Raw genomic sequence first — 12,956 nt, forward strand, 5'->3', positions numbered from 1 at the left:
AATTAATTATTTATGTATACAAAATTTTCTTTGTTCGGCTTGAAGGTATCCCAATTTATATTCAAGGTATATTGGATTGTTTTTTTGAACAGGGAAAAATCCGTAGGTTTTGTAATATAAAAACTGGCTCCAAGCTCGCGACTTTTGGCAATGTTTTTCTCATCGCTGGAAGTTGAAAAGATAACGATAGGCAGATTTTTAAAGCTCTCAGAATTTCTCAATTGTTGCAGAACATCAAAACCGCTGAAGCCCGGCATATTTAGGTCAAGAAATACAATATGCGGATTTGGTGGAGGATTTTCTAAATCGTATAATAATTTTTTTCCATTGTTTTGGGTAACAATATTTAGGTGATCGCCTAAAGCGTTTGTGACTTCGGTAAAGAATTCTAAATCCTCTATATCATCGTCTGTGTAGAATATGGTAATCTCATTTTTCATAATCAATCTTCTTGTAGCTTTTTATACAAATGTAAAGATTAGAAAATAAAAAACGTGTTAAAAACTTCCCAAGGCTGATGTCATTTCGTTTCATTTTAAACAAAAAAAACCTTTCAGAATCATCTAAAAGGTTTGAATTTTTATATGTTGTAAACTACAACTTGTGCATGTTTTGTGCCAAATTCTCAATGAATTTACTGATAGGACCTTTTATCATCATTGCCATCATTGCGTTAAATTCGCCTTCAAAGAAAAGTTGCACATCTGAATTGTTTTCAGAAATAGCATCAATATTGGCAGTCAATGTAAAGGGAAGCTTGTCAGAAGCGGCACCTAAAACTACTTTTGATGGTGCTACCTTATCTTTCATTTTCAATTTGATTTCAGGCATTCCTTTCAATCCAAAAATAAAAGCATTTTCATCAAGCACTTCAAATTTTGCAATGCTATCGGGCATTAATTTTTCAAAATTTTTAACGTCGCACAAAGCATCAAATAGATATTGAGCTGATTTAGGAACGCTAACTTTCGGACTTTCTAAATTCATTTTTATTAGTTATAAGTTGTGAGTTATAAGTTATTAGTTGCTTTTTTAAAAATATAAAGTGAATCTAAAATCTACAATCTACACTTCAACACCCCAAGTTGATGGACTGGTTCTCCATTCTTGCAGTGTTTTTTCTTCTTCTTCTGTGATGTATTTTTTGTTGACTGCCAATGGTAAGAGATTTTCATAATTGCTTAAAGTATATAAATCAACTTTTGCATTTTTAAAATTATCCTCGGCAACTTGAAAACCGTAACTGAAAATTGCAGCCATTCCTTTTACATTCGCTCCAGCTTCTTTCAAGGCTTCAACTGCCATCAAGCTACTGTTTCCAGTACTAATAAGGTCTTCAATCACCACAACATTTTGTCCTTTTTGAAGGAAACCTTCAATCTGGTTCAGTCTTCCATGCTTTTTTGGTTCTGGACGAACATACACAAAAGGAAGTGCCAAAGCTTCTGCAACAAGCAATCCAATCCCGATTGCACCTGTGGCAACACCGGCAATTACATCTGGCTTTCCAAATTGTTTTTCAATGTTTTTCGCAAATTCATCTTTCAGGTAATTCCTGATTGGTGGAAATGAGAGTGTTATCCTATTATCACAATAAATAGGAGATTTCCATCCAGAAGCCCATGTAAAAGGATTTCCTGGATTCAATTTAATTGCATTTATTTGTAAAAGCAATTCGGCAGTTTTGCTGGCTGTATCTTTATTAAAAATCATAGTACAAATGTATAAAGTTTTTGTGAACGACAAACCACTTTTTTTAACTAATCAAATCTTCAAGGAGACCGATTTTCAATTGTTTCTGTTGGAGAGTGCTGATATCAAGCAGATTATTGTAAAAATATTTCAAAATAAAATTCAAAAAGCCTATTTGTACCATCCCGATGAAAAGGAAATTCTGAAAACCTTGAAAACCAAATTGCCTGTTCAAAAAGCAGGTGGCGGATTGGTTTACAACAAGAAAAATGAGGTTTTGTTCATTTTTCGCAACGGAAAGTGGGATTTGCCGAAAGGTGGAATCGAAAAAGGAGAGGAGATTGAATATACTGCTTTACGAGAGGTAGAAGAGGAAACAGGAGTGAATAAATTGGTAATAACCGATAAATTGCAGAAAACCTATCATATTTTTAAGCGAAATGGCAGATACAAATTAAAAATAACCCATTGGTTTGAAATGAGAACCAGTTTTGAAGGTACTCCTCAAGGTCAACTCGAAGAAGGAATTGAAAAAGTAGCTTGGCTTGGTCCAGATGAAATCAAGGAAGCCCTGAAAAACTCCTACGAAAACATAAAGTTATTATTTGAAGAAAAGGCTCCTTGATGTGCTCGGTCTCAACACAAATATTTTTATTGTTGTAAATTTTTAAAAGAAATTGCATCTATGAAAATCTGTAAAATCTGTGTTTAATTCATTTACCTTTGCCAAATGAATCAAAATCACCATTCCAACAACATACTTTTGAATTTAGGATTCGAAAGCCTAAACGAAATGCAGGTTGCTGCACAAGAAGCCATTTTAGAAGAAAGTAATGTTTTATTGCTTTCGCCAACGGGTTCCGGGAAAACCTTGGCGTTCCTGTTGCCGATTTTCGAAATGCTCCAACCCGAAATACTTTCTGTTCAATGCTTAATAATCGTTCCATCAAGGGAATTAGGATTACAAATCGAGCAGGTTTGGAAAAAAATGGGAACTGATTTTAAGGCCAATGTTTGCTATGGTGGACATTCTATCGACACTGAAATCAAGAATTTAAGCAATCCGCCAGCAGTTTTAATTGGAACGCCGGGAAGAATTGCAGATCATATTGACAGAGGAACTTTTAGGACAGATAAAATCGAAACTTTGATTTTGGATGAATTCGATAAGTCTTTGCAACTCGGTTTTCACGAGGAAATGTCGTTTATCATTGGGAAATTATCAAAATTGAATAAGAGGATTTTGGTTTCGGCTACTTCCGATATTGAAATTCCTAAATATACAAGGGTTGTTAATCCGACCATTTTGGATTTTATTCCGAGAGAGGAAGAAATGACCAATCTTTCGATGAAAATGGTGGTTTCGAAAGAAAAGGATAAAATCAATACATTGTTCAGTTTGATTTGTTCGTTGAAATCAGAATCGGCTTTGATTTTCTGTAACCATCGTGATGCCGCTGAAAGAATCAGTGACACTTTGAATGAAAGAGGAATTTATGCAACATATTATCACGGCGGAATGGACCAAGACGAACGCGAACGTGCCTTGATTCAATTCAGAAATGGAAGCGTGAGTTATTTAATTACGACCGATTTGGCTGCACGAGGTTTGGATATTCCAGAAATGAAACACGTTATCCATTATCATTTGCCTTCAAAAGAAGACGAATTTACCCATAGAAATGGTAGAACTGCCAGAATGTTGGCTTCAGGAACGGCTTATATTCTCATACACGAAAGTGAGAAAAAATTAGATTATATTGATTATGGAATGACGGTTTTGAATGTCGAAAATTCGAAAGCATTGCCAAAACCACCTGAATTCCAAACCATTTATATTTCGGGAGGAAAGAAGAATAAACTCAATAAGATTGACATTGTCGGTTTCTTTTCTCAAAAAGGAAAACTAGAAAAAGGCGATTTGGGATTGATTGAAGTGAAGGATTTTATTTCTTTCGCAGCCGTAAAATTCAATAAAGTGAAAGATTTGTTGCACAACATCAAGGATGAAAAGATGAAAGGTAAGAAATTTAAGATTGAAGTAGCGAGGAAAGTCGTGAAGAAAGAGGAGTAAAGTCGCAGTTTTCAGTCTCAGTTTGCAGATTCAAACTGAGACTGCGACTGAAAACTGGATACTATATTTTCTTTACATAAGCCGTAATAATCACAATTTGTTGTCCATCTACTTTTCCTTCGATATAGGTTTCGTTTTCGTGGTCTAATCGGATGTTTCTCACAGCAGTTCCTTGTTTTGCAATCATGCTCGATCCTTTTACTTTCAAGTCTTTGATTAAAACTACAGAATCTCCGGTTTGTAAAATCACACCGTTACTGTCTCGGTGAACCAATTTATTTTCATCGTCTTCGCCTTCCCCAGTTGCTTGAGCCCAAGCCAAATCATCTTCGTCAAGGTACATTTGCTCCAATAATTCTTGGTTTTTCAAACGGCTCAACATTCTCCACGAAACCACTTGAACAGGAAGGTATTCGCTCCACATGCTGTCGTTCAAGCATCTCCAAAGATTGGCATCCATTGTTTCAGGATTTTCAATTTGACTTAAAAGTGTTTCATTTATTAAAATACTTTCGTCGATGCCACCTTTTCTAGTTGGAAGAATTTGATATACTTTTAGGTTTTCTGTAGCACCAGAAAGTTCACATTTTCCGCCACTTCTTTTGATTAATTCTCGTTCTAAACTCATTTTTATCGTGTGTTAATTTTTGGCGAAAGTACTCTTAAAAGAGGTTCTTTGCAAATTTTATTACTTTATCCTAACAGCATCGGGAACCAACATTTGGTATTCGCCACCATTTCGCAAAACATCACGAACAATGCTCGAACTGATGTAGGAAGTATTGGCAGCGGTTAAAAGGAAAACGGTTTCAATCTTTGAAAGTCGTCTGTTGGTATGTGCGATTGCCTTTTCGAATTCGAAATCGGCTGGATTTCTCAAACCACGAAGGATGAATTTAGCTTTCATTTTTTTGCATAAATCAATCGTCAAACCTTCGTAAGTTACTACTGAAATTGATGGTTCATCTGCAAACGATTCTTCGATGAAGCGTTTTCTTTCTTCGAGTGAAAACATGTATTTCTTTTCGGCATTTACACCAATGGCTACCACAATTTTATCAAAAAGTGGAATGCTTCGTTTGATAATGTCGTAATGTCCTAATGTTATCGGGTCGAATGAACCTGGGAATATTGCTATTTTTTCCATAATTATTTCTCTAAAGCCAAATCAATTGCATTTGTAAATAAATCGGTCAATGAAATTCCAGCTGCTTTTGCTTGTTGCGGAATTAGGCTTTCGGTTGTTAGTCCTGGAATGGTATTCATTTCCAGCATGTGTGGTTCGCCATCTACAATGATGAATTCACTTCTGGAGAAACCTTTCATTTTTAAAACTTTGTAAGCACGTTTTGCAACGGCACTCACTTTTGTTGTCATTACATCTGAAATTCTTGCCGGTGTGATTTCCTGTGATTTACCTTGGTATTTTGCTTCGTAGTCAAAAAAGTCGTTTTCGGATACGATTTCGGTAATAGGTAAAACCGTAACTTTTCCTTTATAATTGATAACACCAACCGAAACTTCGGTTCCGTCAAGGAAACTTTCGATGATGATTTCGTTGTCTTCCTTGTAGGCGACTTCGATTGCAATTGGAAGTTCTTCGGCTGTTTTTACTTTTGAGATTCCGAAACTTGAACCTGATTTGTTTGGTTTTACAAAACAAGGCAGTCCTACTTTTGAAATAATTTCTTCGGTATTGATGTGTTCGCCTTTGTTTAGATAATATGAAATCGCGGTTTTGATGCCATAAGGTTTTAAAACAGAAAGTAAATCACGTTTGTTGAATGTCAGTGCAGCTTGGTAATAATCACATGAAGTTTGCGGAATGTTGAGCAGTTCAAAATAGGCTTGCATTAATCCGTCTTCGCCGGGAGTTCCGTGGATGGCATTGAAAACGCAATCGAAAGTGATTTTCGTTCCGTCAACTGTTATTGAAAAATCGTTCTTGTCAATTGGAAATTCAGCATCATTCTCATCTACATAGACCCATTTTTCCTTGAAAATATGAATTCGGAAACCTTTGAATTGATTTTTGTCGAGAAATTGATAGACTACGTTTCCGCTGATGAGTGAAATTTTATATTCGCTCGAATATCCGCCCATGATGATGGCTATGTTTTTCATTTGATGAAAGAATTTTAAATTGATGACTGATGCCCTAGCCCTGATGGAAGCGGTATCCTTTTCCTTTTTTCTTTAAAAAGGAAAAGATTTAGCGTACAGCAGGAGATAGCTCCTAAAAAATAGGATCAAACAAAATTATCATTTTTTTTCAAACGAATTGCCTTTAGTATTTTTATATCTTTGCGGAAATAGATTTTTTATGAGTTTACGCAAGTTTCTTACAAGCAAGGATTTTTTTACGCAAGTAGCAATTGCACTTGTTATTGTGGTTGTGTTGGTTTTTGTACTGTTGAAATGGTTGGATTTTACGACCAATCACGGAGAGGAAATTACGGTTCCGGATTTGAGCAAATTGTCGGTTGAAGCTGCAGAGGAAAAACTGGATGAAGTTGATTTAGAGTATGTTTTGTTGGATACGACTGATTTTCAGGCAGGATATCCTAAATTTTCGGTTGTGAAGCAGGATCCAATTGCCGGAGCGAAAGTGAAATCAGGAAGAAAAATATATATTAAGATTAATTCTGATAAATACCAGGAGGTTATAATTCCGAATTTGATAGAGAAAACTTTGCGTCAGGTTGAGCCAACTTTGGTTTCTTTGGGACTTGAAGTGGGTAAAAAAACGTACAAACCTTATTTAGGAAAGGATATGGTTTTGGAAGTTTATTCAAATGGAAAAAAGCTGAAAGCTGGCGATAAAGTAGCTAAAGCTTCTACGATTGATTTGGTTTTGGGCGATGGAAAAGTAGGTTATGAAGAAGAAACTGATAACGTTGATACTAATATTGACAGTGAAACACCGATAGATGATGAATTCTGAGAACACCGTTGATATAGAATTAGAAGACGATTTATTTGAACATTTTAGGTTTGATGTTCCCAAGGGGCAATTGTTGTTGAGAATAGACAAATATTTGATGCACATGTTGCCGAATGCGACTAGAAATAAAATCCAAAATGCCGCAACAAATGGCAATATCTATGTGAACGATGTTCCTGTGAAGTCCAATTATAAGGTGAAACCTTTGGACGTTGTAAGGATTTTATTGTCGCATCCGCCATTTGAAAACCGTGTTGATCCCGAAGATATTCCGCTTGATATTGTTTATGAAGACGATGCCTTGTTGCTGATTAACAAGGAGCCGGGAATGGTTGTGCATCCAGGACACGGAAATTACACAGGAACTTTGGTGAATGCTTTGGCACATCATTTTGAGAATTTACCGATGAACAGCAGTGAACGTCCGGGGTTGGTGCATCGAATTGATAAGGATACTTCGGGGCTTTTGGTCATTGCAAAAACGGAAGCTTCGATGACGCATCTGGCGAAACAATTTGAAGCGAAAACTACCGAAAGGGAATATATTGCTTTGGTTTGGGGAAATGTAAAGGAGGACGAAGGAACAATTGAAGGAAATATTGCAAGACACGTTAAAGACAGAATGCAAATGGCTGTTTTTGCCAATCCCGAGATAGGAAAGCCTGCTGTAACGCATTATAAAGTGTTGGAACGTTTTGGATATGTAACCTTGATTTCTTGCAAATTGGAAACAGGGAGAACACATCAAATCCGTGTTCACATGAAACATATCGGACATACTTTATTCAACGATGAACGTTATGGCGGTCATTTGATTTTAAAGGGAACTACTTTCACGAAATACAAGCAGTTTATTGATAATTGTTTCAAAGCCTTGCCAAGACAAGCACTTCACGCAAAAACTTTAGGATTTATGCATCCGACAACAGGGGAAATGATGCGTTTTGATACGGAATTGCCTCAGGACATGCAGGATTGCATTGAAAAGTGGCGGAATTACTCAAAGTCGCATACGGCGGAAGAGGAAGAAAATTAGAAAAGGAAACGCCTTGGTTATTAAAATCAAGGCGTTTTTGTTTAAAGCTAAAGCGGAAATAAATTAATTTAACAAATATTTTATGCTTTTTTAATTATTTTTAATACGATTTTATTTATAGTGTGAATATTTAATATATTTTTACACACTTTAAAAAAGCACAAATTATTGAGTCTTTTTGTACGTTAATCAAAAAAAAATAATTAAAAGATTTTATTTATGAGAAAATTTTACTCTTTTCTTATTGTTTTCACTGCGGTTTTTATTTTCAGTTGCGAAAAACCAGAGCCTGAATGTTTTTTAACAAGTCCACAATTGTATGTCAATGGAGTATTATATACTGGACAGCCCATTACGGTTGAGGTTTTGGAAAATGAAAATATTACTATCGGAACTACGCAAAGTCCGGGATTTGAGTACCAATGGACTGGACCAAATGGATTTGAATCAAATCTTGCGAATCCAATTATTATCAATGCTTCCAATGGAGACTCTGGGATTTATAATCTTAGAACTACAAGAGGAATTTGTACAACAGAAACCTCACTTGATTTAGTAGTAAATGCAACAGTAATTCCATGTACTCCGCAAAATAATAAGCTAACCTTTACCGCTTCTGTAACTCCAATGAGTTTTTATGGTTTTTATAATCATGCACCATCAGATTATTACACAATGGTCATTAATAGCTCTCAGGGAGATCTTACATTAAGGTTTTCAGATCAAAATCCTCCGGAATCAGGTGTTTATCCTATAAATTCCCAATCTCCAACATCGCCAGGTTTAGAACAAGTAAGTGTTGCTGTAAACTATAATGGATATTATGGTGAGGCTAGAACAGGAGAGGTTTACCTTACCAAATTGTCTAATGAAGAGTATAAGATATTATTCTGTGATTTTAAATTTTTTAACGGTTATCCGATTGAATTAATAGGTTCAGCTTTAATAAATCAAAATGAATTATGAGATATATAATTTTTTTAAGCATACTTTTCTTTTCTTTTAATGTTCAAGGACAAAACGCCTATTTTGTTGATAAAAAAGGTAAGAAGACCATTATGCGAGATGATGCGGTCGATTTTTATTTAATCGATCAAAGGCTCTCCTATAAGCAAGTAGGTAAAACTTGGGAAAAATATATTAAATTCAGTGATCTTGATTATGCCAAATGGGATGGTTTATACTTTAAAGTATTAAAAATTGGTAAAAGCAAAAGAGATAGAGGTTTGTTTTTACATGCAGAAACTAAAACTCATAAATTATTTACTGTTGCAGTTTCCCAAAGTAGTACAAGTTCAACTGGATTTACACGTTCAACAATGTGGTATCGTGTGCTAATAGTTGATGCTAAATATAACGTTATTGAAGATATGGAATTTAAGTCTTTCAAAGGAGACAAGGAAGAGCGTGAGAAAGTAGGTCCTTTAATACGTAAGTATTTTTCTGATTGTGATACTCTCATTCAGAATTTGAATAGCACGGGAGAAGACGAAGATAAAATACAAGATTTTCTTTCCAGTCCAGCATATATTAACTGTCAATAACAATTAATCTCATCATGAAATACTTTACATTTTTTATAATTTTTTTATTATCATTTAGCATTCAGGCACAAGCACCTCAGGGATTTTCACTATCAGCAGGAGGGAATTATTCGGGTCTTCAATCCGATGATTTACAAAACAGTGCAGCACTAGGTTACAAATATGGAATTGTTTTTACCTTTGGATATCATGAAACCTATAATTATCAAATCGAATTTTTTCAAAATAAAAGTACATTTGATTTACCAACGATTGATGCCGATTATCAATCATCGGGAAGTGCTAAGTTAGATCGCAATACTTCCGATGTAGGATTCTTTTTTAATTATTATGTCATTTTACCAGATGAGGACAAATTTTATATTGGTCCACAAGTAGGTGTTAATTTCTCATTTGGAGGAGGAGAATTGAAGCCCCAAAAAAATGTTGCCCCTGGAGATGAGTATTATTTACCTCATATTTTGAGCTCATATGATCTAACGTCACTATCAAAATTTAATTACGGTGCGGGAATTGGGCTAACAGGAGGTTACAATGACTTTAAATTTGATTTGAGATATACACTGGGATTGAATAATGTTTTGCAAGATGTTCAGACAAATAGTTATGATGAAAATAATCGATATACAGGGCCAGCTTTGGATGGTAAAGTGCAGTCACTTTCACTTGTGGTTAGCTATCGATTAAATAAGCTGTTTGGTTACGAATAAAAGTTACTTAATCTTCAAAAAAAAGCTTCTAAAGTAAAATTTAGAAGCTTTTTTTTGGCAGTCATTAAGTGTTTTAATAGCTGTTTGCATACAAAAACTAATATTTATACAACTGGAAAATGATATGCTTTGATACCGAATTGCATTAAAAATGGAGGAATTATTTGAAGTCGCATACGGTAAAGGAGGAAAGGCTTATCTTTTCAAAGAAAAATGTCCTTTATGGATTACTTTTTTGTCTAAGAAACGTGTTACCTTGAACCAATAATCCGTTGAGGGAAGATTCTCGCCATTGTATTTTCCATCCCATCCTGGACTGTTTTTGTCGAAAGACGTGAGGAGATTTCCATAGCGATCATAAATTTCCACATCAACAGCAAATTGAAATTGGGCATATTTTATTTTCCAGAAATCATTGTAGCCATCGCCGTTTGGAGTGAAAAACCTAGGATAGGTTAGGAGATACACTTGTTCAGTAACTTCAGCACAAGCTTCCAAAACGTCTTTTACATACACCAAATATTCTCCTGCAAGAACATTCTCGAAAACGTTGCTAGTTTGATAGTGTATCCCATCAATCGAATACAAATATTGAGGATTTGCAGGAAGGACAGTGATTGAATTGTTAGCTACTGTTCCATCTTTGGTGATGATTTCTGTAATTTCTGGCGGAAAAATCAAAGAAATTGTCAGTGTTGCAATTTGATAGCAGGAATAGTCATTGTAAAGGAATCTTACATAGATATTTTGAGCGTTTGCCTGAAATGCTTCAAAATTTTGAATTGGATTTGAACCATTTTCAGCATCCACAAGGCTGTTGTGGTAGGAAATGTTATAATCGTTAGGATTTCCATCTAAAAGAAAGGAGATGTAATTTGATAAATTTAATTGCTCGAAATTGTTTCGGTCGGAATCACAAAGATTTAGAGTATAATCTGTTACAGCTACACTACTTTGGGCTGGAATGTTGAATGGTACTCTTTCGCTCTCACAACCTGATACAGTTTGGCTCATATAATAAGTAGCATTAGGATCAACAGCGGTTGTAGTGCTCAATTTTACTTTAGTTGTTAAAGTTTCATAAAATGCGATATTCGTTCCTTCGACATTTACATCTTCTAAACGTAAATTGCTAGTGTAGCAGGGTTGAATTGAGGCTAATGTTGGAGGTGGTGGATTTGGTATTATTGTAACTAAAACTGCAAGCCGGCCTACTACTTGTGGACAATTTCTCTCCTCGTTTTTTTCGGCATAATAGGTTTGTCCATCTTCCAATGGGATGTTGTTTTCCAATTTAACTGTAGAATTTAAGCTTGCATACCAGCTAACATTATATTCATTTGCCTTCAAATCTGCAACGGTTGGGTTTTCACCCGAACAAAAGATGAGGTCATCACCCGTTGGCGGAAACGCTTCACAATAGTTCAATTTCAATAAAAATAATTTCTCCCTACCATTACTTTCAATGATGTATTCGTTTATAGCATGAGGGTCAAAATCGACAATCCATCTAAAACGACCATACATGATAATGTTGTTTTCGCTATCTACTTGCAGCTCTCTAACATCATGGTCTAACTCAATGTAATTGATCAATTCAAGTGAAGCACTCATTTTTAGTAGAATAGTTTTTTCATCGGATATTATCGAGGCAATTTCTTCATTATCACTATTTTTTATAGAAAGTCGATCATTTGTTTTTGAAGTAATAATAAATTCATCAAATTCATTTACGGTAAAAGAAAATATATCTGCCACATATGTGTCATTTAAGCCAGATAATGTGAGATGGGAAATATAGTTTTCATCTAAATCGGTTGTAAAAATAACAACAGGATGTCCATTTCCTTCTTCAAAGGGTAAATTAGCAATAGTGGTATTTTGAAAGACAAAAGTAGATGAGGCATCATATCCAGAAGAAAAATAAAGCTTATCATTGACGATTGATGGATTATTTTGGTATATAAAAAAAGGTAGTTCTAAAAACCATTCCTCATTACCATCTGAACTTATTTTACCTTTAAAAAGAGAACTATCATTTTGATAATTTTCGCCACCAAAATTTATAAAATTAGTGTAACGTCCTATAAGAATAATATCGTCGTTACTTTCGATGGTTAATTTTGAAATAGTAGATGCTGGAGCATCTAGCTCATTCACCCAGATTTCATTTAAATTTTCGTCTAATTTGAGAACTTTAGCCTTGTGAATTGCTAGCATGGGAAAATTTTGTATTCTTTCACTCACACCGGCAATAATATTCTGATTAGAATCGAAAAGCAACCTACCAAAAGAAGAGTTTTGATAATATTTGCCGTTTAGATAATTTCCGTCTGAATTTAATTTGATTATTGCAGAAGAATTATAGTTGGTGGGAGTAGGGATAGTAGGATCTATTAAAGTTTCTTGTTGACCTGGATCAGGATTCAAATCAATGTAAGAACTACCAAATATATTGTATGTATAAACTGTAATTAACAAGTTTTGATTTGCATCCAAATAAAGTCGCATTGCACTGGTATTTACATTAAAATTAAAACGCCTAAACCAGATGATGTTTTTATTTTTATCTAGTTTCACAATAAAAGAATGGAGTAGTCCAGTATCAAAAACTAGAGAACCAGCCCCATTACTAAAATCCTGAAGTCCATCACAATCTATTGCAATATACATATTATCTTGATCGTCGATTAGTAGATCTGAAATAGAACTATAACCACCAAGATCATTTGCAGAATTCGTTTTTAGGGTATTATACACCCATTCAAAATCCTGTCCAAAGGAATTGGATTGAAATACTATTAGAAAAAAAAGTATAAAACCAATTTTTGTATGTAATTGTATGAAACGCATAAAGTTACTGCTTGAATGTGGGGTTTAAAATCTGTATTTAGCGAAGTTAAAGAAAAAAAACGGATTGTCAGAAAAAACAGATTTATTTTGGAATATTTTTCAA

At 34.6% G+C, this 12,956-nt stretch carries 14 protein-coding genes; 7 read left to right on the top strand and 7 right to left on the bottom strand.

Features of this window, described 5'->3' with window-relative positions; translation table 11 throughout:
* Positions 1-2: 2 nt before the first annotated feature.
* The 3 genes from J2X31_RS11960 to pyrE all read right to left on the bottom strand — a co-directional run bounded on the left by J2X31_RS11960 (position 3) and on the right by pyrE (position 1,713).
* Positions 3-440 (bottom strand): response regulator, encoded by a 438-nt coding sequence (locus tag J2X31_RS11960; protein WP_310026995.1) that lies wholly within the window; start codon positions 438-440, stop codon positions 3-5.
* Between the two features lie 154 nt (positions 441-594).
* Positions 595-987, bottom strand: a complete 393-nt coding sequence (locus tag J2X31_RS11965; RefSeq protein WP_310026997.1) for an SRPBCC family protein — start codon at positions 985-987, stop codon at positions 595-597.
* 78 nt (positions 988-1,065) lie between these two features.
* Positions 1,066-1,713: an orotate phosphoribosyltransferase gene (gene pyrE, locus J2X31_RS11970; RefSeq protein ID WP_310026998.1), complete on the bottom strand. Its 648-nt coding sequence runs from the start codon at positions 1,711-1,713 to the stop codon at positions 1,066-1,068.
* 7 nt (positions 1,714-1,720) lie between these two features.
* On the opposite strand from pyrE, the gene J2X31_RS11975 reads away from it, so the two are divergent.
* On the top strand, positions 1,721-2,317 hold the full coding sequence (locus tag J2X31_RS11975; protein ID WP_310027000.1) for an NUDIX hydrolase: 597 nt from the start codon (positions 1,721-1,723) through the stop codon (positions 2,315-2,317).
* Positions 2,318-2,422: 105 nt separating this feature from the next.
* Positions 2,423-3,766, top strand: coding sequence for a DEAD/DEAH box helicase (locus tag J2X31_RS11980; protein WP_310027001.1), 1,344 nt, complete (start codon positions 2,423-2,425; stop codon positions 3,764-3,766).
* 61 nt (positions 3,767-3,827) lie between these two features.
* Here the strand turns inward: J2X31_RS11980 and J2X31_RS11985 are convergent, their stop codons facing one another.
* From J2X31_RS11985 to J2X31_RS11995, 3 genes are read right to left on the bottom strand one after another with little or no spacing between them, the layout of a single operon-like run.
* Entirely contained in the window at positions 3,828-4,394 is a 567-nt protein-coding gene (locus J2X31_RS11985; RefSeq protein ID WP_310027003.1) for a PhnA domain-containing protein, read from the bottom strand.
* A 60-nt stretch (positions 4,395-4,454) separates the two neighbouring features.
* Entirely contained in the window at positions 4,455-4,913 is a 459-nt protein-coding gene (gene coaD, locus J2X31_RS11990) for a pantetheine-phosphate adenylyltransferase (protein WP_310027004.1), read from the bottom strand.
* A gap of 2 nt (positions 4,914-4,915) precedes the next feature.
* A complete protein-coding gene (locus tag J2X31_RS11995) occupies positions 4,916-5,890 on the bottom strand; it encodes a D-alanine--D-alanine ligase (RefSeq protein WP_310027005.1) in 975 nt (324 codons plus the stop codon).
* Positions 5,891-6,089: 199 nt separating this feature from the next.
* Between J2X31_RS11995 and J2X31_RS12000 the strand changes: the two genes are divergently transcribed.
* The 5 genes from J2X31_RS12000 (at position 6,090) to J2X31_RS12020 (ending at position 10,000) form a co-directional block, all read left to right on the top strand.
* Complete coding sequence (locus J2X31_RS12000) at positions 6,090-6,710, top strand: PASTA domain-containing protein (protein ID WP_310027006.1); 621 nt, start codon at positions 6,090-6,092, stop codon at positions 6,708-6,710.
* Entirely contained in the window at positions 6,697-7,746 is a 1,050-nt protein-coding gene (locus tag J2X31_RS12005) for an RluA family pseudouridine synthase (RefSeq protein ID WP_374725222.1), read from the top strand. Before J2X31_RS12000 ends, J2X31_RS12005 begins: the two co-directional genes overlap by 14 nt.
* Before the next feature lie 219 nt (positions 7,747-7,965).
* Entirely contained in the window at positions 7,966-8,712 is a 747-nt protein-coding gene (locus J2X31_RS12010; RefSeq protein ID WP_310027008.1) for a hypothetical protein, read from the top strand.
* Entirely contained in the window at positions 8,709-9,290 is a 582-nt protein-coding gene (locus J2X31_RS12015; RefSeq protein WP_310027010.1) for a hypothetical protein, read from the top strand. Before J2X31_RS12010 ends, J2X31_RS12015 begins: the two co-directional genes overlap by 4 nt.
* Before the next feature lie 14 nt (positions 9,291-9,304).
* A complete protein-coding gene (locus tag J2X31_RS12020) occupies positions 9,305-10,000 on the top strand; it encodes a porin family protein (protein WP_310027011.1) in 696 nt (231 codons plus the stop codon).
* Positions 10,001-10,195: 195 nt separating this feature from the next.
* Here J2X31_RS12020 and J2X31_RS12025 read toward each other — a convergent pair whose 3' ends face one another.
* On the bottom strand, positions 10,196-12,853 hold the full coding sequence (locus tag J2X31_RS12025; protein ID WP_310027012.1) for a T9SS type B sorting domain-containing protein: 2,658 nt from the start codon (positions 12,851-12,853) through the stop codon (positions 10,196-10,198).
* Positions 12,854-12,956 lie beyond the last annotated feature (103 nt).

The sequence above is a fragment of the Flavobacterium arsenatis genome, from assembly GCF_031456785.1.
Lineage (GTDB): Bacteria > Bacteroidota > Bacteroidia > Flavobacteriales > Flavobacteriaceae > Flavobacterium > Flavobacterium arsenatis.